We start from the raw sequence: 20,534 nt of genomic DNA on the forward strand, positions 1-20,534 counted from the left end.
GAGGTCTCAGCCAGGACTTTTTCAGGTAATCATCATTTAAGATGGGCACAGTATTTCTGGAGTCCTGGAAATGCTGTGCCCGCAAGCGACACTTCAGCGAAGCAGCAACACAGGCATGGTGGCTGTTCGAAGCATTGTCGTAGTCGTGCTGCCTACCAGAAACTGTCGGATGCGTGATTGCCCATAAGCGCCCATGACGAGAAGAACAATTGCGTGCTCTGCCTGATAAGCGTGAAGTGCCATCTCCACCTCTCCTTGGCGGATCTCTGCATGGACTACAAAGCCTGAAGTTAGAAGCATGCTTCTGGCTTTATCGAGCGCCTCTCGATTATCTCCTGAGTCTGTTCCAACCATAACCAGGTGAATGGGTAACCCTTCGCAAAGCTGGCTGGCTGCAAGCATCTCAACGGTTTTGTACGCTGTTGGGCTGCCGTCAAATGCGAGCATTACTTTTTCCGGCTTTTTATAGCTGCTGGCTGTGACCAAAATTGGACGGTGAATTGTGCGTACGACAGCTTCAATCTGGCTGCCGAGGCTTTGAGCACCGCGTGTGCTGTCTTCACCCAATCGTCCAATGACCAACAGTCGAATCTCTTTCTCAAGCTCGCTCAGGCTTTCTACCAGATGGCCATGGCGTTGCTTCATTTCAGGAAAAGCTGCACCGGCGATGACCGTCCGCTCCCTTGCCTTCTCGAGCGTGTGCTGTCCTTGTTCCAAAGCAAGCCTGGCGCGCTGAGCATCCAACGTAGCCAGCTCTTCGAGCAGATGCTCTCGGCTCCCGAGGCCAATATTGCCGCTGAGATCTGCTGCAGCCGGGTATTTCTCTTCATCCAATACATGCAGCAAGGTAAGAGGCGCATCCAACTCTTGCGTCGCCCATGCTGCGTAGTCGCAGACCGCCAGTGAGGACTGTGAGTTATCAATGCATGCCATTACGTGGGTCATTGTTGATCTCCTTAGTGGCTCATGAGCTTGTCGATGGCGTCAGGTTTGTCATGCACGCCAAATCGGTCAACGATAGTAGCGCTGGCTTCACTCAGCCCCAGCACCTCAACCTCTGCACCCTCTCGACGGAATTTAATGACTACCTTGTCCAGTGCAGCAACGGCGGTGATATCCCAGAAATGCGCTTGGGTCAGGTCGATGGTGACTTTCTTGACCGCTTCTTTGAAGTCGAAAACATTGGTGAACTTGTCGGCGGAGCTGAAGAACACCTGGCCCACAACGCGGTAAGTACGATGAGATTCAGCCTCTTCAAGACTGCTCTTGATATCGAGATAGTGTCCAACCTTGTTAGCAAAGAACAGTGATGCCAGCAGCACACCTACCAGTACGCCATAGGCCAAGTTGTGCGTTGCCACGACGACTACAACAGTCGCGACCATGACAAGGTTGGTCGACAGCGGGTGCTCTTTCAGATTACGCAGCGAATCCCAACTGAAGGTGCCGATGGACACCATGATCATCACGGCAACCAACGCCGCCATCGGGATCTTGGAGAGCCATTCGCTAAGAAATACCACCATCAGCAGCAGGAAAACGCCGGCACACAATGTCGAGAGACGGGTGCGGCCACCAGATTTCACGTTGATGATCGACTGGCCGATCATGGCGCAACCGGCCATGCCGCCAAGCATACCGGCAGCGATGTTGGCCACGCCCTGGCCTTTGCACTCGCGGTTTTTGTTGCTGGTGGTATCGGTCAGATCGTCGACGATGGTCGCGGTCATCATTGATTCGAGTAGACCCACTACTGCCAACGCAGCCGAGTACGGGAAAATGATGCGCAGGGTTTCAAAGTTCAGCGGCACTTCGGGCCAAAGGAAAATCGGCAACGTATCCGGCAGTTGGCCCATGTCACCGACGGTGCGGATATCCAAACCGAGGTAAATGCCGACGGCAGTCAGCGTCAGGATGCACACCAACGGTGACGGAATCAGCTTGCCGATCTTCGGTACGTATGGAAACAGGTAGATGATCCCGAGGCCCGCTGCCGTCATGGCGTAGACGTGCCAGGTGACATTCGTAAGTTCCGGCAACTGCGCCATGAAAATCAGGATCGCCAATGCGTTTACGAAACCGGTGACTACCGACCGTGAAACGAACCGCATCAACGAGCCAAGCTTCAGGTAGCCGGCAAGGATTTGAAGTACGCCACATAGAAGGGTCGCGGCCAGCAGATACTGAAGTCCGTGCTCTTTAACCAGCGTAACCATGAGCAGTGCCATGGCGCCGGTAGCCGCCGAGATCATTCCGGGGCGCCCGCCGACAAAGGCGATGACAGCACAGATACAGAAGGAGGCGTAGAGACCGACTTTGGGGTCAACACCGGCGATGATGGAAAAGGCGATTGCTTCAGGGACAAGCGCGAGTGCGACCACTAACCCCGCGAGCACGTCGCCACGGACGTTGGAAAACCACGTTTGTCTAAATTTTTGCAGCATAGAAAATATCCAAGGCAAAGCATCGCGCACGCCAAGAGAACGGCGAGCGAATCGATACAAATTCAAATTTTGAGGATTTTTTGCTGTGTGCTTAAGGTGCAAAACCAGGCGTACAGCAGTGAGCACCCGCGAGCGAAGCTAGCGGAAGCAAGGTGTTGCGAGGGGGCGTAGCGCTAAGGCGGCGTAGGCTGCCAGTAGATCGTTTGGAGTACAGTCATGCTGATGTTCCTGTAGCTCAAGGTATCGGGTGAGTGGTAAGTATACCGTCAAATTGTCACCGATTGCGACTTCCTGCCTAGATTTGGGTGGCGAGATACATTTTGTCAATATCAGCTATCTGCGCTCCTCTTCACAAGCTCTCCACCCCTATCAATTGGAAATTTTTTATTGAGACCGTAAGTACAAAGCTGCACTAAGTTCGGTTTTTATTGCTTGGTTAAATTTCAATCAATACTCCAGTACAACCTGTTTAATGTATTGAATCAAGCAAGACCTATCACGTAATTAGAGACCCTACCTAACGATTAGCTGAAGGCTTTTTACGAAAAATTTACGGAGCTCAAAGCCTAAGAATCCGATACTGCTAGGCGCTAAATTTTCGGGCTATCGTTATGTCCCTTGCTGCAATACGGCTTATCGGTTTCATCTTAGGCATCTTTTTCGTCACTCTAGCTGTGAGCATGTTTATCCCATGATTACGTTAGTGGCCTATGAACGTAGCAACGACCTGCCTGCCTCTCTTTGGTCGAGTTGTATTACCTTTGTCTGCGGACTACTATTGGTCGTACCGGGGCGGCCAGACCCCGTACAGCTTCGCCCTAGAGATATGTACCTGCTGACGACTGGCAGTTGGGTTGTGGCATGCACCTTCACAGCATTGCCGATGGTATTCATCAGCGGTATTAGTTTCACCGACGCTTTCTTCGAAACGATGTCCGGGATTACAACTACTGGCTCTACCGTTTTAAGTGGTTTAGATAGCACTTCACCAGGATTATTGATCTGGCGCTCAATGCTGCATTGGCTCGGCGGTATAGGCTTCATAGGCATGGCTGTAGCGATCTTTCCGCTGTTGCGAAGCGGTCAACCACCCCATGTCCTTGATCTCAACTGGAAGATTCTCGACTTCGGACTCTTCACTGGGGCATTGGACGCAGCCAGCAATACACTGGGTAGCTGTGGTCATCATGATTCTGGGTAGACTACCGTTTACCTTGTATGTTGCAACATTGCGCGGTAACCGGCGTGCGCTGATTAAAGATCACCAAGTACGTGGATTTATTGGGTTCTTGATTGTCACCTGGCTGGCCGTAGGGACATGGCTCTGTTTTCACAGCGATTACGGATGGTGGGATGCATTTCGTATCGTATCGTCGCAGTCAACGTGACTTCTGTTGTTACGACCACTGGAATTGCGGTGGGCGATTACACGCTGTAGGGAAGCTTTGCTGTTCTTTTGCTCTTCTATCTCACCTTTGTTGGTGGATGTTCGGGATCTGCGGCAGGAGGCCTCAAAATCTTCCGCTTTCAGGTTGCTGCCACTCTACTGATAGGTGGCTTGAAGCAATTGATCCATCCTAGAGCCGTGACTCAGAAAAAGTACAACAGCCATCCAATTGACGAGGAGATATGGCGCTCGCTTTTGACTTTCCCGTTTTCTTCAGCATCACCATTGCAATAATCGCTTTAGGACTCGCCTTGATCGGACTGGACGACTGCGTGAGTGGCGCTGCTAATGCAGTGTGCAACGTTGGGCCAGGTCTTGGCACCATAATCGGGCCTGCTGGTAACTTTTCATCAATACCTGACGCAGCAAAATGGTTGCTTACCATTGGCATGCTGCTGGGACGACTGGCCATACTCACTGTACTGGTGCTAATTACCCCAGTTTTTTGGAGATATTAATCCCCATTACGGGTATGCCTTATCGACAATATCCTAACAGAAAAAGAGTCCTACACCGCTTCAAGTAAACCAACCAGATGGCCCTAAAGGTACATCGTCTTGGCCAATGAGCTAAGTTGATCTTTTTCATTCTGCAGCGCTAACGCGGTATCTGCGCGAGCAATCAAAAGATCTGTATGTTTGATGCAGGCATCCTTGAAAATAGCAGGGTTTATTTTAGCGAGACTGATGAGGGCCTTTAATAGCCGGAGATTAACCTCGAGCAAAGCTGCACCATCCCTACTGATCGGGGCAAAAAAATCGTCGAAAAGATCATCAACCGTCAATCCTCGAAGAAAGACTTGTTTACATCCTTGATCATTATTTGAGCTCGAGACTTGTGGCTTACTCCAGCAAGTCAGAGTTCTCACCCCCCGACCAATCACATCGATGGCTGTCCCTGGATCGTTGACAGCAGGAGACAAGGCGCGAGAAGCGATTTCTGAGAGCACGCAGAGCCCAAAACGGGGATCATTATCAAAGGTTCGCCGAGTGCCGATGATCAGCGTCGCTCGAATTTTATTTCTAGCGGTACTGATATCATCAATCATCGTGCTACCCAAGCTTACAATTTGTAAGAGTGGCATTCCCTCGTGTACAAATGTCCCTGGAAGCACGGTCAGATAAATCTGAATTTGTTCCTCCTGCGCGATAACTCCAAGGGCGCTCACATCAATATGTTGCACGTAGCCCGTTTGATCACTTGCGAGTTTTATTGCGCTAAGAGGTAGTACCAGATCAGTGGGGTAAACCGAACCGCCCAAATATGGCCACTGAACGCGCTGGCTGATTGCCTCAATCGCAGCTTTCTCGACACGGTCAATGGTTTCTCCAACCCTTCCGAGTTTGGACAAGTGATCGATCCAACGCAGGAGGGTGTAAACAATCAGGACGACTACACCTATCGTCACTGCGAATAACAATACTCGACCTTGAGTACCATAGGCTCCGGTACTCAGCGCAATGATCCCTACCAGGCTAAATAAGAATGAACCAATAAACGTGGCAAGGGCATTTTGAGTCGTGGTGTCCTCCATTACTAGGGTGGTGGCGCGCGGTGTGACTCCACTGCTAGCGGCACCATAAGCCGTGACCATAGTACTTAGCGAAAACGTTGTGACGGCCAGCATGCTGGAAGCGATGATCCCCAGAATCTTGTCCACAGCGTCCGCGCCGATGCGTGCTGATAATGATTCAGGGATGAAATCTTTGAAAACAACAGCTGCCAGTGCTGTAGCTACACCGAGAAGTGAAAACAGCGAGGCTCTAAACCAAAGCCTTTTAGTCAGTTGATTCGTTACCCAGCGCCAACGAGCGATCATGTGGAGTCCCTTAGTGACTAGGCCAGTAGAGTGGCTGGCAATACAGAGGTTTTATTCGGCAATATAAAATTATCGTTGTAAGGTACCGGGGAACACACCTTCCGAACTCCAGCATTAAGGACGATAGTCCTCCACGCACTTTTAAGCGAACGCTATCATCCTAAACGTCGGACTTACATTCAAGTAGTGGAACTGGGAGAAGGTTAATTTAATTTCGTCAAAATGAAACGTCATTTTGGTGGCACCTACATGGCCAATGGTAGCTATGACGCAGAGTAAGCAGAAAGCGCCTTAAGCTACGGTAATGCAGACCTAGTCTCCTTCGGCACAGCGTTCTTGGTCTACCTGAATTTGGTCGATCGCTTCAAGCAAGGCGAACAGCTGAATAAAGCAGACCCAGCGACTTTCTACCAAGGTGAAGAGCGCGGCTATACGGACTATCCACTCATGACAGAGTCCCGGAAAACCCTATAAACCTTACCCAAAATCTCGATGATAAAGACAGTTTTCAATTAAGTACATAGACCGTAACAACGCGATCGACTGCTATGCGTAACTAGGGCTGTTAACAGCCCTTCTACCATTAGAAAACATCCTTAACTTGCTAAAAAAGGCGCTCTCAGCCCCATTTAGTACTCAAACCTGAATCACTTGGTCAACCAAGACTCGACAGTGTCCGAGCCGTATTCTGCCTTCCACTCCTTCAAGCCTTTGTGATTCCCACCTTTGGTTTCGATGACCTCGCCAGTGTACGGATTTTTGTAGACCTTCACCTGACGTGGCTTACGAGTGCCAGCTTTGGATTTGACTACTGGAGTGCTGCGGCCAGTCTGAGGATCCAAGAAGTTGATGATGTTAGACAGGCTGTAACCGTATTCAGCAAGCAGAGCGCGCAGCTTCGACTCAAACTCTATTTCCTTTTTGAGACCAGCATCGCCTTTCAGTGTTTCGAGAGCCTCGAGTTGTTCGGCAAGGTGTTTTTCGAGTTGGCGAAATTCAGCAAGTTTGGACATGTTTAGTTTCTACCTATTTAGTCTCATAACAATACACTAACTTTGGAGTTTTCCGTCAATCGTTTAGGTATAAGATTCATGAGTAACGATCACGAAGACGCGCACCGTGGAGTCTGGGCTCACACTCTAATTTTATTCGTTCCCTGTCAAAAGCGAAGTATTGAGGTCAACATCTTTGTGGCATGGATGTGTCTATGAAACTAGGGGCTATTCAGGATGATGTGCTGAGTATTCTGAGATTTACCCAGCAGCTGCAGACGCGGCTGTGCTTTATAGGTCGGTTGAGCAAGGGCGAATCGCGACTTACTCCGCTCACGCCGAGTATCTCACTAGCGAGATACTGAAAATCATGCCCGTCGGGACATTGCCGACCAATTTGAAGGGTTCCCGTCTTGAGGCAGATTTGGGTATGTAGATCGGACACCGGGCCCAGCCCAAGCAGGCCTTTTAAATCCACTGAATGCCCAGTCACCCCTCGGGCTACTTCAACGGCTTCTTGCGGATTGACCTGCTGACTAAGGTAACCATCGCCCTGCCCCTGCCCAAAGTCGTCGGTGTGTGTGTAAATCGATGTAAGCGCCTCCTAAAACAGGCATATTGGATTGTAGAGCGTAGCCACAGTGTTAATTGGTCAGTACAGCAGCTATTTTTGGGAGCATGAATCTTGTCAGCTGAAAGTAGTACCAAGATGATTACAGCCCATACCCCGTGGACGGTTTTTCTGGTGTTCTTGCGCTTGGGATTCATCTCCTTCGGAGGGCCAATTGCACACCTAGGTTACTTCCGCGAAGAGTTTGTTGTTCGGCGCCAATGGCTCAGTGAGCGCAGTTATATCGATTTGATCGCCCTGTGCCAGTTTCTGCCAGGGCCTGCCAGTAGCCAGGTAGGCATAGGTTTGGGGCTATCGCGTGCTGGTTTCTCTGGAGCAGTTGCCGCGTGGGCTGGGTTTACACTGCCATCGGCAATAATCCTCGTTTTGTTTGCGCAAGGGATGTCCGCGTGGGGAAATGCATTCCCAAGCGGTCTTTTGCACGGACTTAAGATCGTCGCGGTTGCTGTTGTTGCTCAAGCCGTCTGGGGAATGGCGCGCAATATTTGTACTGATGTGCCCAGGGTAACCATCGCTGTGTTTGCAGCTTGCGCAGCACTCATCTGGCCAAATGCCTGGGGGCAGATCGCCGTGATTATCTGCAGTGCTGTCATCGGTCTGATGCTTTTCAAGCCTGCTCAACAGCATACTGCTGAGTCCCTTCCAATATCAGTTAGCCGAAAAGTAGGTCTGGTATCGTTGGTGGTGTTCTTTGGCTTATTGGTAGGCCTACCATTTTTGATCCAGGTTTGGCCCTCTGAAGCACTAGCTATGACGAATGCCTTTTTCCGAGCAGGGTCATTAGTTTTTGGAGGGGGGCATGTTGTACTACCGTTACTTCAGTCTGCGACCGTATTCAACGGATGGGTAACCAACGACACATTCATTGCTGGGTATGGCTTAGCACAGGCAGTACCGGGCCCGCTCTTTACCTTCGCAGCATTTCTCGGAGCGTCCATGAACGCCCAACCCTCTGGTTGGATCGGAGCTACGGTATGCCTGGTCGCTATCTTCGCACCTTCATTCCTACTCGTAATCGGCGTGCTGCCATTCTGGGAGCAACTACGACATAGTTTTCGCACCCAATCGGCCCTTGCAGGAATTAATGCGGGAGTAGTAGGGCTACTCTTGGCGGCCTTATATAACCCAGTCTGGACGAGTGCAATTTTGAAACCTCAAGACTTCGGTTTGGCGCTGATAGCCCTTGTCGCCCTAATGTTTTGGAGGGTTCCCCCATGGGTAGTCGTCTTGGGCAGTGGAATGCTTGGATGGTGGCTCAGCGGTGTACTTTGAAAGCAAGCATCAGCCAAAGGTATCTTGATCTGTAGAGGAGGTTATTGATGTCAGTAGCGCGGATGCTATAGGATCTTATCAGGAGATGGCATTCCTCCTTTAACCGCCTTGTGCTGATGATGCCTACGTGAACCCTGGACAGGGTGCGTAGGTGTGCCTCCCTGTCCCTAATTTAGGACAGGATATGATCTTACTATTCGTGCTTCGCCCATCTTACAGCGCTGTCCCTCTGCATGCTTGGCCCTCCAGGTTTGGTAAGGAGTGCTCGCCATGCTGAAATCATTGATCGTCATTGCCATCGGCGCCTCAGTTGGTGCTTGGTTACGCTGGCTTTTGGGTATAAAGCTGAACGCTCTATTTCCTACGATTCCTCCCGGGACTGTAGTCGCGAACATGGTCGGGGGTTATCTCATAGGGCTGACCATCGCCTTCTTGGCTGCATCGCCTTCGCTCAGCCCTGAATGGCGCCTCCTGATCATCACCGGATTTTGTGGTGGTCTTACCACTTTTTCTACATTTTCAGCCGAAACAGTCACCTTGATTCAGGAAGGAAAACTGCTCTGGGCGCTTGGCTCAATTTCGTTGCACGTGGTTGATTCGTTGACGATGACCACTGCCGGGCTTCTTTCATACCAAGTGATTGGTACTCGCTGAGGGGATAGACATGAAAGGCTTTATGGTCGTTTTCTTTACTCAACAAAACTGTCGCTATCAGGGAAAGATGTTAGGTGAATGGATCGTCGATTTGCCAAAAGAAATGAGCCCACTTGGGATAGATCCGTCCGACGCAACCACTTCTACAACATCGGAGGTAAGAACATGAGCTACGCGGACATTCCTGCTGGTAACGCGATCCCCGATGACTTCTTCACAGTTATTGAGATCCCTGCAAACCACTCGCCGATCAAGTACGAGGTCGACAAGCAGAGCGGACAGATCTTCGTTGACCGCTTCCTAAGCACACCGATGTTCTATCCGGCCAACTACGGGTTCATTCCAAATACGTTGAGCGATGACGGAGATCCTCTGGACGTCCTGGTGGTTTGCCCTTATCCCGTCTCACCTGGAGTTGTCATCCCCAGTCGCCCGGTGGGTGTGATGTACATGACTGACGAAGCCGGAGCGGATGCCAAGGTGATCGCTGTGCCTCATGAAAAACTCAGCTCGATGTACAGCGACGTAAAGGAGTGCTCAGACCTCCCTGCGCTACTCCTCGCACAGATCCAGCATTTCTTTGAAAACTACAAAGCATTGGAGCCGGGTAAGTGGGTGAAGATGGGCCGCTGGGGGAGCGCGGACGAGGCGCGGGAAGAGATTCGAAAATCGGTAGCTGCGTATATTCCCAAGTAGGTTTCACTCCAGATTGAAAGCATCAGCCGGGAGTCAGAACTGAGGGGCAAGTGATTTGCCTCTCAGTCGCTCGGGACATCAAATGCCGAGGGAACCACACGCATAGATAAGTGGATGGCTTATGCTGCGCATGACTCAACTCAATCAAAGTCATTCCAGAATATCGGCCTTTGATAACCCACTTATAGGGTCGCGCTATCATGCATTTGACGATCTCCTATTTGACTAAGGTGATTGGTATATCTGAAAGCTGAATCACCTTTGCCGCGACAGAGCCCAGAAAGATCCCTGCAAGAAAGCCGTTGCCATGTGAGCCTAGGATTATGTTGTTACATCCTAAGGAGCGTGAGCACGCCACGATTTGGCTTGCTGCATCGCCTTGTAAGGTATGAAGTGTAAATGCAACCCCTTCCTGCTTCAGAAGCACCCCAGCTTTTTGTGAGTTCTCAGCACTTTTATCACCGTAGTAACGATCAATCTCATCCGCTCTCATGTCGTGTGCAATTCGAGTTGGTAACAGTGGCTGTACATTCACCAGATGCACCTCAACACTACCGCCCAGTAACCCGCCATCTTGGATTAGCCCAACAAGGTAACGCACTGCGCGCTCCGAGTGCTCGGAACCATCGACAGCTACAAGTACTTTATGCATTTTCTAAATTCTCTTTCAGTGGCCTGAAGATGCTTGTCGTTAGGGGATTGCCAGCTTGCAATCAGTTCTACTCGGACAAACAGACTCGAGTCTGCTTCTCAATCACAATGACCATAAAAAATGCAACCCCAACTCCTATTACCAGTAGGCCATCAAGGAAAGGGATCGCTTCAGTAGCAAACACCTTCTGCAACGACGGAGTATAGGTGATGGCGAACTGAGCTACCATTACCACCGCGACGGTCACCCACACGACCTTAGTGCCGCAAATGTCCTTCCATGTAAGCGATGTGCTGTAGAGATTACGAATGAAAAACAGATGGAATATTTCCATCACCACTAAAGTGTTGACCGCGAGGGTTCGAGCCAACTCTATCGAGTATCCTCGATCGATCGCATACGAAAAAATACCGTAAACTCCGCATAGCAACAAAAAAGAAACAAGTACCATGTGGCACACCAATGCACCATTTATCAGAGGCTTATGGCGTGAATGGGGCGGCCTACGCATTGTGCTTTCCTCGGTGGGTTCGAATGCCAGTGCGATGCCGAGATTCACTGTGGTTATCAAATTAATCCACAGAATCTGAATTGCCGTCACTGGAAGTGTAAGAACGAGTAACAAGGCTACTATTATAGTGATTGTCTCCCCAGCATTGGTAGGCAACGTCCAGCTCAGTACTTTCTTAATGTTGTCGTAGACTGTCCGTCCTTCGCGCACTGCAGCTACGATGGACGCGAAGTTGTCATCGGCCAGCATCAGGTCAGCTGCTTCCTTCGCGGCTTTACTGCCTTTTCCACCCATGGCAATACCTGCATCGGCTCGCTTTAGCGCTGGTGCATCGTTAACGCCATCACCGGTCATTGCCACTGTCATGCCATTTGATCGCTGCAGTATAACCAATCTAAGCTTATATTCAGGGCTAGTACGAGCAAAGATATTGACATCCTTTACCACCTCCTTAAGGACTGCATCACTCGTGGAGTCAAGGTCTCCACCAGTCAGCACCTGTTCGGGATTTTGCAAGCCAATCTGACGACCGATAGCAGCGGCGGTACCGCCATGATCACCAGTAATCATTTTTACGACAATGCCCGCAGCTACACATTGTTGAATGGCTTTGCTCGTCTCGGGTCTAGGTGAGTCAATCAGTCCGACCGTACCCAATAAGGTTAGCTCTCCTTGCACATCACTCAACCCCGCACCGTGTGCTCGTGCGGAACGGATCTAGCGGCAAACGCTAATAGACGCTGCCCTTTTGCGGCGATGGTGTTTGCCTGTTCGTACCAGAAGTCCGCGTTAAGGGGCTCAGTCACGCCATCGGTTACGAACTGCCGCGTGCTCATGGCCAGTATTTGCTCACGATATTGCCAGCACGATAGTGGACGCCCCCATCCTAATGCCTCTATCAGCGGTGTGTTCGAGGGCGCGTTTAAAGGTAGACGATGGAGGTGGGGAGGAACGTCGATAGAATTTGGTTTCAACCATTGTCAACGTATCTCGCCGACCAAAGACAATGTCAGGCTCTAGGCCCAATATCTCTTCCGGTTCCTCTAGGACGTTAAGTTCCCCCAAACGCCTTAGGAGATCTGCAAGCAGAGATGTGAAAGCATACGCTGCTCGAATATAGGCTCCGCCACGGTGTTTGCTGTTCATGAACACTTCCATTGCAAACGCAATCGTTAATGTAGGTTTGGCCTGGATGTTACTGACGCCGTAGCAACGAGTGCAAGGCGAGGAACTCAGAAGCGTTCAACATGGGTAACCTGCCTTTATTCCGCTGACATTACCGTCGCCGAAGTCACGACCAGATATCACCGCTGCGACTATTTTCCTCGAAATCCCGCACCCTCGCGACACAGTCAAAGTTAACTGGCCGACCGAAAACGCGGCTGCCTGTGCGACGTTTCTGCGAGACCTGTTGCAATGATCCCCGACTCTATCTGGCTCGCCACCGAGCCTATCAGCAGACCCTTGGCTTAGAGCCAAGTGCTGGACGACGCTGTCGCGCTACATAGATGACGGGGCCATACTCATAGACAATAATTGGGCCGAGATCCAGATTCGACCGTGAGCCTTGGGTCTCAAAAACTAGCTCTTCGCAGGTTGACTACGCAGCGGCAAACGGGCGGCGGTGATCATGAGCCTGATCCAGTCGGCGCGACTCAAAGGGCATGATCCGTATGCTTATTTGAAGGACGTACTCACTCGCCGGTCTACGCAGTGGGTCAGTGAAATTATGGAACTGCTACCTCGTCGAGGTGCTTACTCAATAAGTCCGTTTTTTAATGTACTTTTCGAGAACTTTCCCAGGAGGGATCAATGGTAGATAAAGCGCACGAGTACGAAGTCCAGGTAACTTGGGCCGGCAACAACGGGACAGGAACGTCATCTTATCGAGGTTACAGCCGGGCGCACTTAATCGCAGCTAACGGCAAAATACCAATTGAGGGGTCGTCCGACCCCAGTTTTCGAGGAGACCCTACGCGCTGGAATCCCGAGGAATTGCTATTGGCATCCTTATCTGCGTGCCACAAGCTTTGGTACCTTGGCATTTGCGCTGAAGCCGGGATCGTTGTGGTGGCCTACGAGGACAACGCTCAAGGGACAATGGTCGAGGAGAGCAACGGCGCTGGTCAGTTCACCTCAGTTATTTTGAGGCCGAAAGTGATCCTGGCACCGGGGTCTGAGATCGCTAAGGCTCAGACGCTGCACAAAATAGCTCACGAAAAATGCTTCATTGCTCGTTCGGTAAACTTTCCAGTAAGCCACGCACCCGAAATATCGATAAGCCCAACCACCTAGTTAATCAGAGATGGTGTCCGCTTAGTCGGGCACCATCTCAAAGTCTACGTAAATGCTTAGATGAAATTGCCGGAAGCTTACAACTCGGATTCTTAGCTCTACACTGCAAAAAAGGGCCCTTAAAGGGCCCTTTTTCACTCAAACCTGAATCACTTGGCTAGCCAAGACTCGACGGTGTCCGAACCATATTCAGCTTTCCATTCCTTCAAGCCTTTGTGATTCCCACCTTTGGTTTCGATGACCTCGCCAGTGTGCGGGTTTTTGTAGACCTTAACCTGACGAGCCTTACGAGTCCCTGGTTTGGATTCGACCACTGGAGCGCTGCGGCCAGCCTGAGGATCCAATAAGTTGATTACGTTAGACAGGCTGTAACCGTACTCAGCAAGAAGAGCGCGCAGCTTCTTTTCGAACTCTATTTCCTTTTTGAGGCCAGCATCCCCTTTCAGGGCTTCTAGGGCTTGTAGTTGCTCGGCCAGGTGTTTTTCGAGCTGGCGGAATTCAGCGAGCTTGGACATGTTTAGTCTCTCAGTAGTTAGTCCACTAACAATACACCAAACTCTGGAATTAGCCGCAAATCGTTTAGGTATCAGGTTCATGAGGAGCGATAACGAAGACCCGCACTGAGGAGTCTAGATTAGGAATCTCTAATTTATTGTTTCCTGTCAAAAGCGAAGTATTGAGGTCAACCTCTTTGAGGTATGGATTTGCCTACTAAATCTGGGCGATTAAACTTGGTATATACGAAACACTGCTCTAACAGCCAGCGAACGCTGAATCGCCCCTAGTTTCGTAGACATCTCCAAGCCTTAAAATGAGGCCCATTAGGAGGTGCCATGAGCAACCATCGATATCCCGAAGAATTCAAGATCCAGGCGGTCAACCAAGTGACCGAAAAGCAGCTTCCTGTCTCGGAGGTGGCTGCGCGATTGGGTGTGTCCGTGCACAGCCTGTATGCTTGGATTAAGCGCTACACCAAGCCTCAGGAGCAACGCGTTCAAGAGGACGATCAGAGTGCCGAGCTTCGTCGTCTGCGTGCCGAGCTAAAGCGAGTGACGGAGGAGCGAGACATCTTAAAAAAGGCCGCCGCGTACTTTGCCAAGGAGTGCGGCTGAAGTGCGCCTTTATTAAGCAGCTTGCCGGTGATTACTCCATTCGACGGCTTTGCCTGTCGCTGAAGGTTCATCCCAGCGGCTATTACGCGTGGCTATCTGAACCAAAATCTGCGCGAGCTAAGGACGATCAACGACTGCTTGGTTTGATCAAGCATTCTTGGCCGGAAAGCGGTGGTGTTTATGGTTATCGCAAAATTCATGATGACCTGCGCGAGGTTGGCGAAAGCTGCGGCCGCCATAGGGTGGCTAGGTTAATGCGCCTTGAGGGATTGCGTTCTCAGACTGGGTATCGGCGGCGACCAGGGAAATCTGGCGGCAAACCAGCGGTTGCCTCGCCAAATTTGCTGAAGCGCCAGTTCGATGTCCGAGAGCCCAACAAAGTCTGGGTCACCGACATCACCTACATTCGAACATATGAAGGCTGGCTGTATTTAGCCGTGGTGCTCGATTTGTTTTCACGCCAGGTTGTTGGCTGGTCAATGAAGCCACAAATGACCAGCGACTTAGCCATTGATGCGCTGCTGATGGCGGTTTGGAGGCGAAAACCGAAGCAAGAGGTGATGATTCACTCTGATCAGGGCAGTCAATACAGCAGTTCTGATTGGCGCAGTTTTTTAAAGGCCAACAACCTGATCGCCAGCATGAGTCGTCGAGGAAACTGCCACCACAATGCCGTAGCTGAGAGCTTCTTCCAGCTGCTAAAACGGGAGCGGATCAAGCGGAGAATTTACACCACACGAGAGGATGCTCGTGGTGATGCGTTCGATTATATCGAGATGTTTTACAACTCGAAGCGTCGTCATGGTTTCAACAATCAGCTGTCACCGGTAGAGTTTGAAAAGCGTTACACAGCGAGCTTGGAGAGTGTCTAGAAAAGCCGGGGCGATTCAGACATCTACAAAAGCACTTCCACAGAGACGTTGCTCGAAGCTAGAGGCAGAGCTGAAGGCTACATTAATGGCCTTGTGGACGCTGGGCATCTGTCGACGAGAGATACCGACCGTGACTACCTAATTTTGAGCATTGTCCAACGGAGGCGTGAATTTTTGCAGAAACTGCTGAACAACTTTGGCTATTAAACCAAGGTGAGCTATGAATCAATCCGATGGGAAAATGAGTCCCACCGGATAGCGGCAATTTGAAGCGCTCCGCACGTCAAACTCGGAGCGCGGTTGATCAAAACCGTAATTGCAATTCAGCGCTCATCAACTGCCATACAGTCATATCTCCACTGCGCTAGAGATCAAGTATTCAATCTTCTGATTTGAGACGTTCACATGATCGTAGCAACTTAAGAAAACTACGTCGCCCACCGCCGCGTTTGAAGCTAGCAACGAGGTAATTCCCCTCCTCCGTCTCCAAAAGCCAGAAACGTCCTTCTTTCCAAGCCTTTTGAATTTTCGTCGTGCAAATGATTCCGCCATTGGCTGTTAGATACGTCCCGTCTTCCTGAAAGTGATCGAAGAACACGCCAAGGCACATGTCTTCAATGATCACCGCATCGCTGATATAAGCCGTAATGGCCACGGTGTATTTTCGAAGACTCGCCTGTACAAGACGACTCAGTTGAAAGTCACTGAGATACTTACTATGAAATTCAATTTCAATGATTTCTGGCATCCGGCCAAAGCTCCAAAATTACACATTATGTATATGTGCTGACCGTCGATTATCCGGCTTTCATGGAAAAAGCAGCGCCAATGCTTGCCTCTTTTCTCAGACCTGAACCTAAAAGGAGGTAGACGGTACTCTTGGTTTCAAACATGCAGCCTTCAGTGAAAGATTTTCCGAAGTTACTGCGTACCCACATGGCTGACTGGAAACGACCTTTACTGTCTAGGACAATTTCGTGAGCGAAAAGCGTCATGAGAAGTAGACCAAGACTCGTAAGCTTTTCCCTTTCAACCGGCGTCACGGTGAGGTCGATTAAGATCCACTGTTTCACCACACAGAATGCTTTGCCTGGGAATGACTTTGCTGCCAAAGAGATTAGGTCTTCTTGAGAGCCCAGCCAGCCAGGCGATTCATCTCCGGTTCCGTAAAGTAACTGCGAGATTTCATTCAAAGTGACCATTCAAAAACCTTAGATTCACACTAAATATCAACCGCTCGAGCAGCTCATACCCGCTAGTTTTGATCTATCAGCTCCGAGCTGATGGAGGACACTGACGAGATCTATTCACCATCAAACCACCGCCAAGCATTCAGGATCGAAGCCTGTCCTTTGACTCGGATAACCGCGTGGATTGGAAACCACTCGGCACCCATTCTTGAGGAAGTCTGCTGCAAAATGCGTGTGCCCATGTATCCAAAGATCAGTCTTACTCAGTAACTCTGACCAATCGTTCGCATAGGCTGCAACCAGGTGTCCGGGGTGATCGTCACCTAGATGATCCAACGCTGGTGCATGGTGTGTGACCACCACGGTTTTACCGTCGAAGGGTTTATCGAGTTCCTGGGCTAACCAGCGGCGAGCCCTCATTGATTTAGCGACCAAATCGTCTGGACGTAAGCGCCTGTAATCCAAGTCGGCTCGAATCACCAAGAAATCGTTCATCGAATCCCAAGCAACGCGCTTTGCCGCAACCACATCACCCGTAGCCGAATAATCCGTCCAGGCAGTTGTGACCAAAAAGCGTGTGCCATCGAGAATGAGCATCTCGTTTTCAAGTACATGCACATGGGGCAATGCAGCTTCTTTCATCTTTCGCAATGTGTGACCTATGTGCCCGCCGTAATATTCGTGATTGCCACACACATAGATCACAGGGCACTGGAATGTGTCATTCGCCCATGAGACTCCACGCGATTTGATATTAATGTCGCCGGCGAGAATCACTACATCCGCGTCGCATGGGGCGGGATCGAACCTAGCGAACTCGAGGTGCAGGTCAGAGTAAATCTGAATTTTCATAACAGACCCAGTTTCGATTTAGTTGTACTTTGGATGCCGCTGCGGCGGCCGGCCTCCGAGCATGGCTCGCCTTGCAAGGAGAGGCTGCGTTTGCGTACTTGGATTAAAAAATCACTCGAATATCTTTGAGAGACTGAACGTCGATAAGACGGCCAGGCGCATCGGTATAAGCTTTTTCGTTTTCAACGTTGTGAAGGAAAACCCGACCTCCTGTTGAGTCATATCCGACCAGCAACCCCGAAAGCCCCTCCATATTCCATTTGCCGGCTTTGTTCATCCATCCAGGCGTAACGACCTGAATTTCGGCAACGACGAAGTCGCTGGTTTGTTTGGAAAGTATTTCTTCAAGCATATCGACGTCACTAATCATCATGGTGCGTGGCCACACCTTGCCATACAAGCACTCTTCAATAACGACGTGATACCAAGGATGAGCCAAGTGGCGTTCAAATATCCGCCAGTTTGAATAACCATCCCCAAAGATATTAGGGGTGCCCTCGGCAAAGGCTTCGTGACTTCTAAACATTTCACATTCCCGTGAATCTACAGACCGCAGTTGCAGCTGACATCATTGATAAAGAGATAGTATCGCGGCGAGACGGGCTGACTTTTCGTCGCCGTCTCCCATCAAAACGTACACAGTATTTTTGGTTTCAAAGAGAAAGCCATCTTGGAATGAAATGGCCATGGTGCTGCGCACCCGATTTCCGTAATCGAAGCGTCCTCGGCTGTCTAGGATGACTTTTTCGGCGAAAACAAAGAGCGGCAGGTGGCCATGAACGTGGATTTTGGTGAGATCCCCATCGCTCGCTATCGCGCGCACGATTGTCCACTGCTGGACGATGCAAAAACCTTTGTTTGGAAAGCGGGTCTGCGCGATATGAATTAGTGCTTCTTGGCTTTCTCCAGATCCAGGGCGTGGCTCTCCGGGGGTAGAGAGGAGCTAGCTGGCTGCCTGGATTTCTTCGAATCCCATCCTTAATTCCCGTCAATACATGTCATATGTTTAAGCGCATCACCGTTAGGAAAACTCACGGAAGAAACACTACCTCGGACATTGCCTTCTCATGAGTGACGAAAACAATCGACCCGCAATAGGGATTATATGACGTGTTATGGTTCGACGCAATGTGGCTTTATCCTCTGTTTTGTAGAGGATCATAAATGTCTCTCAGCGAAGCATTTGCGGCCGTTGTCCGGGCCTTGAGACAGAAATCAGGAATGTCCCAGGACGACCTACCTTTAATTGATCGCTCTTATCTAAGCCGCGTGGAGCGCGGCAAAGGGAACGTTTCGATCGAAATGCTTTTGAAAATTTCAAAAATGCTGGACGCTGAGCCCACAGTTCTAATGCTCCTAACAACTTCTTTGCTTTCTGAGGAGGCTACAGATGTGGCATTGGAGCGGATCTCGAGGAAGCTAGAGACACTGAAAGACAGTGGGGTGATCGAGCTGATCTCCAGCGGAGGTAGACCAAGCCAACAAGGAAGACCTTCCAACCTCGCTGCGAGTGAAAGACTAAAACTTGCTCCACAGCTTAAGCAAAAAGGACTATCGAATTCAGAGATAGCTCGAGAATTGGACGTTTCTAAGTCAACAGTGCAACGTTATCTAGCCAAGGCGGCTCATTAACGGTAAGCGCTGTCTAAGCCTAAAGGCTTTGACACTAAAAAAATGTCTCTTCACAAAAGCGTTCCGCGCAGAGCTGACCAACCCTTCCAGCCAATCCTGAAGGCTTTTGATCGCCGCCGCTCACTAAGAAAAGCAAAATTCTCCGCAGATTAAGGCGTTCAAAAATCAGAGGCTACTCCTGAGCCCCCCCTTCTGCGGAAATTCTCCGCGCCAGTCTTCACCCCCTCATCGCTATGCGTAGATGCTGGCTTGACCTCATGCGGCGCACTCGTCCAGGCCTTATCTGAAACCAATCGAATCTGCTGTCCATTTCAATCCTAAAAAAATGGACAAATCCGTTTGAGCCCAAAGCGTTGATTTAGTGGGCTTTCAGCTGTCCATTTTTTTCTTACCTCACTATTACAGAACTTTGACAAGAGGCTATCTCCCGATGAGGCTCTCGAGCGACTTAGCTTAGAGGTGAGGAATCTCATTGATCTGGGTGTGGTAAACGGATTGTCGGAGCAATTCGCTGACGGCACACTCATACCCATCAAGGCTGGCCCGCGCTCATCTCCCGCAAAAATAGAAGCCCTGCTTCGTTGCCGCGCGCAGGGGATGACGCAGAAAGATGTTTCTGAAGCGCTTGGAATTCCTACGTCAACTGTTAATCGGATTTGGCGGATGCTGAAATAGGCAGACATCGAACGGCAGTAAAGGAAGGCGGTTCCTATGGGCACAAATGCTCATATGGGGTTTAATCCATAATAGCCTTCCGCTGCGCCCTCTCCACAAAATCACTCGCATCTGTAGGTAGCATCACCCTGTTTCTGAGTAGAGGCAATTTAAAGTGCCGTTCGAGTGACGGCGCGAGATGGCAACACTGAAATGTAAACCCTGAACCCCCCTAAATACGGACGTTTTACTCTTTTCAGCACCCGAATTTATGACCTACAGAAGCGATGAGCTATCCCCAGGTTTACATAGCTGGCGAGAAAAGTCTTCGAGGGGGCTTGTTTACGTTTTTAATATAGGGCAGGCTATCAACAGAATAAACCAGAATATCAACCTTCTAAAAAGCTAGCATTTCTGGGGATTCAAGGTTTATGAAACTGTAGACTCATAGAATTAGCCTAACCTGCACCATGTTTACATTGGTTAGGCTTCCGAAATAGTATGCGGGTAAAGCGGTCACACAACACCACTGCGCCACGGGCCAGGGCCGGGCGAATGACTTCGGCCAGATGCTGGGCACGAGCGGCGAACACCAGCAACAGCTCGGTATCGGCGCTCATGGCGTCATCACTGGGAGTCAGCAGCAGCTCGCGGATACGCTCGGCCAAGGGTGTGCCGCCGGGCTCACGAGTTAGCACCACGTCGATACCTTCGGCGCGCAAACGCTCTGCCAGGTATTCACGGTTGGTACTTTTGCCCGCGCCTTCGGGGCCTTCCAGAGTAATAAACAAGCCAGTCACAGGCAGCAA

Annotated in this window: 17 protein-coding genes, 5 pseudogenes and 1 riboswitch; of the genes and pseudogenes, 9 read left to right on the plus strand and 13 right to left on the minus strand. The window is 50.3% G+C overall.

The features are described 5' to 3' along the window. Positions 1–93: 93 nt before the first annotated feature. Positions 94–945, minus strand: a complete 852-nt coding sequence (locus ACZRMH_RS22370; protein ID WP_048350927.1) for a universal stress protein — start codon at positions 943–945, stop codon at positions 94–96. Between the two features lie 11 nt (positions 946–956). Next, entirely contained in the window at positions 957–2,444 is a 1,488-nt protein-coding gene (locus ACZRMH_RS22375) for a SulP family inorganic anion transporter (RefSeq protein WP_464015325.1), read from the minus strand. A 611-nt stretch (positions 2,445–3,055) separates the two neighbouring features. Between ACZRMH_RS22375 and ACZRMH_RS22380 the strand changes: the two are divergent. After that, a pseudogene (locus ACZRMH_RS22380) lies at positions 3,056–4,349 on the plus strand (TrkH family potassium uptake protein). 83 nt (positions 4,350–4,432) lie between these two features. On the opposite strand, the gene ACZRMH_RS22385 reads toward ACZRMH_RS22380, so the two are convergent. Together ACZRMH_RS22385 and ACZRMH_RS22390 are read right to left on the minus strand one after the other, a co-directional pair. Continuing rightward, complete coding sequence (locus ACZRMH_RS22385; RefSeq protein WP_464015326.1) at positions 4,433–5,710, minus strand: DUF2254 domain-containing protein; 1,278 nt, start codon at positions 5,708–5,710, stop codon at positions 4,433–4,435. Between the two features lie 647 nt (positions 5,711–6,357). Continuing rightward, positions 6,358–6,723 (minus strand): histone-like nucleoid-structuring protein, MvaT/MvaU family, encoded by a 366-nt coding sequence (locus ACZRMH_RS22390; protein WP_401369006.1) that lies wholly within the window; start codon positions 6,721–6,723, stop codon positions 6,358–6,360. A 688-nt stretch (positions 6,724–7,411) separates the two neighbouring features. Here ACZRMH_RS22390 and chrA point away from each other — a divergent pair. From chrA to ppa, 3 genes are all read left to right on the plus strand, one after another. Next, the gene (gene chrA / locus ACZRMH_RS22395) at positions 7,412–8,605 is read left to right on the plus strand and encodes a chromate efflux transporter (RefSeq protein ID WP_401369003.1); all 1,194 of its coding nucleotides are present in this window, start codon (positions 7,412–7,414) and stop codon (positions 8,603–8,605) included. Positions 8,606–8,677: 72 nt separating this feature from the next. Beyond that, a riboswitch (Fluoride riboswitch) is annotated at positions 8,678–8,738 on the plus strand. A gap of 137 nt (positions 8,739–8,875) precedes the next feature. Then, the gene (gene crcB, locus ACZRMH_RS22400; protein WP_401369000.1) at positions 8,876–9,259 is read left to right on the plus strand and encodes a fluoride efflux transporter CrcB; all 384 of its coding nucleotides are present in this window, start codon (positions 8,876–8,878) and stop codon (positions 9,257–9,259) included. Between the two features lie 165 nt (positions 9,260–9,424). Continuing rightward, positions 9,425–9,955: an inorganic diphosphatase gene (gene ppa, locus ACZRMH_RS22405; protein ID WP_401368998.1), complete on the plus strand. Its 531-nt coding sequence runs from the start codon at positions 9,425–9,427 to the stop codon at positions 9,953–9,955. Between the two features lie 217 nt (positions 9,956–10,172). Here the strand turns inward: ppa and ACZRMH_RS22410 are convergent, their stop codons facing one another. Beyond that, positions 10,173–10,607, minus strand: a complete 435-nt coding sequence (locus tag ACZRMH_RS22410; RefSeq protein WP_401368995.1) for a universal stress protein — start codon at positions 10,605–10,607, stop codon at positions 10,173–10,175. Positions 10,608–10,674: 67 nt separating this feature from the next. Further along, positions 10,675–11,969 (minus strand): annotated as a pseudogene (locus tag ACZRMH_RS22415) (HAD-IC family P-type ATPase); the annotation flags it as partial. 626 nt (positions 11,970–12,595) lie between these two features. Between ACZRMH_RS22415 and ACZRMH_RS22420 the strand changes: the two are divergent. After that, a pseudogene (locus ACZRMH_RS22420) lies at positions 12,596–12,937 on the plus strand (transposase domain-containing protein); the annotation flags it as partial. After that, positions 12,931–13,413 (plus strand): OsmC family protein, encoded by a 483-nt coding sequence (locus ACZRMH_RS22425; RefSeq protein ID WP_401368993.1) that lies wholly within the window; start codon positions 12,931–12,933, stop codon positions 13,411–13,413. The pseudogene ACZRMH_RS22420 and the gene ACZRMH_RS22425, both read left to right, overlap by 7 nt. A 149-nt stretch (positions 13,414–13,562) precedes the next feature. On the opposite strand, the gene ACZRMH_RS22430 is transcribed toward ACZRMH_RS22425, so the two are convergent. Further along, positions 13,563–13,928 carry a histone-like nucleoid-structuring protein, MvaT/MvaU family gene (locus ACZRMH_RS22430; protein ID WP_401368990.1) on the minus strand — a complete coding sequence of 122 codons (366 nt, stop codon included), beginning with the start codon at positions 13,926–13,928 and terminating at the stop codon, positions 13,563–13,565. 318 nt (positions 13,929–14,246) lie between these two features. Between ACZRMH_RS22430 and ACZRMH_RS22435 the strand changes: the two genes are divergently transcribed. Beyond that, a protein-coding gene (locus ACZRMH_RS22435) for an IS3 family transposase (RefSeq protein ID WP_401368987.1) occupies positions 14,247–15,397 on the plus strand; the annotation gives its coding sequence in 2 pieces (ribosomal slippage) (positions 14,247–14,481 and positions 14,481–15,397; 1,152 coding nt in all). A 379-nt stretch (positions 15,398–15,776) separates the two neighbouring features. Here the strand turns inward: ACZRMH_RS22435 and ACZRMH_RS22440 are convergent. The 5 genes and pseudogenes from ACZRMH_RS22440 to ACZRMH_RS22460 form a co-directional block, all read right to left on the minus strand. Beyond that, positions 15,777–16,145, minus strand: coding sequence for a hypothetical protein (locus ACZRMH_RS22440; RefSeq protein ID WP_401368984.1), 369 nt, complete (start codon positions 16,143–16,145; stop codon positions 15,777–15,779). A 49-nt stretch (positions 16,146–16,194) separates the two neighbouring features. Further along, a complete protein-coding gene (locus ACZRMH_RS22445) occupies positions 16,195–16,599 on the minus strand; it encodes a DUF6957 family protein (protein WP_401368981.1) in 405 nt (134 codons plus the stop codon). 111 nt (positions 16,600–16,710) lie between these two features. Then, positions 16,711–17,439 (minus strand): metallophosphoesterase family protein, encoded by a 729-nt coding sequence (locus ACZRMH_RS22450; protein WP_401368978.1) that lies wholly within the window; start codon positions 17,437–17,439, stop codon positions 16,711–16,713. Positions 17,440–17,542: 103 nt separating this feature from the next. Continuing rightward, positions 17,543–17,965: a hypothetical protein gene (locus ACZRMH_RS22455; protein WP_401368975.1), complete on the minus strand. Its 423-nt coding sequence runs from the start codon at positions 17,963–17,965 to the stop codon at positions 17,543–17,545. Positions 17,966–18,007: 42 nt separating this feature from the next. Next, positions 18,008–18,340: pseudogene (locus ACZRMH_RS22460) on the minus strand (DUF6957 family protein); the annotation flags it as partial. A 263-nt stretch (positions 18,341–18,603) separates the two neighbouring features. Between ACZRMH_RS22460 and ACZRMH_RS22465 the strand changes: the two are divergent. Both ACZRMH_RS22465 and ACZRMH_RS22470 read left to right on the plus strand, forming a co-directional pair. Further along, positions 18,604–19,071 carry a helix-turn-helix domain-containing protein gene (locus ACZRMH_RS22465; protein WP_401368972.1) on the plus strand — a complete coding sequence of 156 codons (468 nt, stop codon included), beginning with the start codon at positions 18,604–18,606 and terminating at the stop codon, positions 19,069–19,071. A gap of 483 nt (positions 19,072–19,554) precedes the next feature. Continuing rightward, positions 19,555–19,746, plus strand: coding sequence for a helix-turn-helix domain-containing protein (locus ACZRMH_RS22470; RefSeq protein WP_464015327.1), 192 nt, complete (start codon positions 19,555–19,557; stop codon positions 19,744–19,746). A 485-nt stretch (positions 19,747–20,231) separates the two neighbouring features. Here ACZRMH_RS22470 and tmk read toward each other — a convergent pair. Further along, a pseudogene (gene tmk / locus ACZRMH_RS22475) lies at positions 20,232–20,525 on the minus strand (dTMP kinase); the annotation flags it as partial. Positions 20,526–20,534 lie beyond the last annotated feature (9 nt).

Source organism: Pseudomonas sp. B414 (assembly GCF_055408445.1).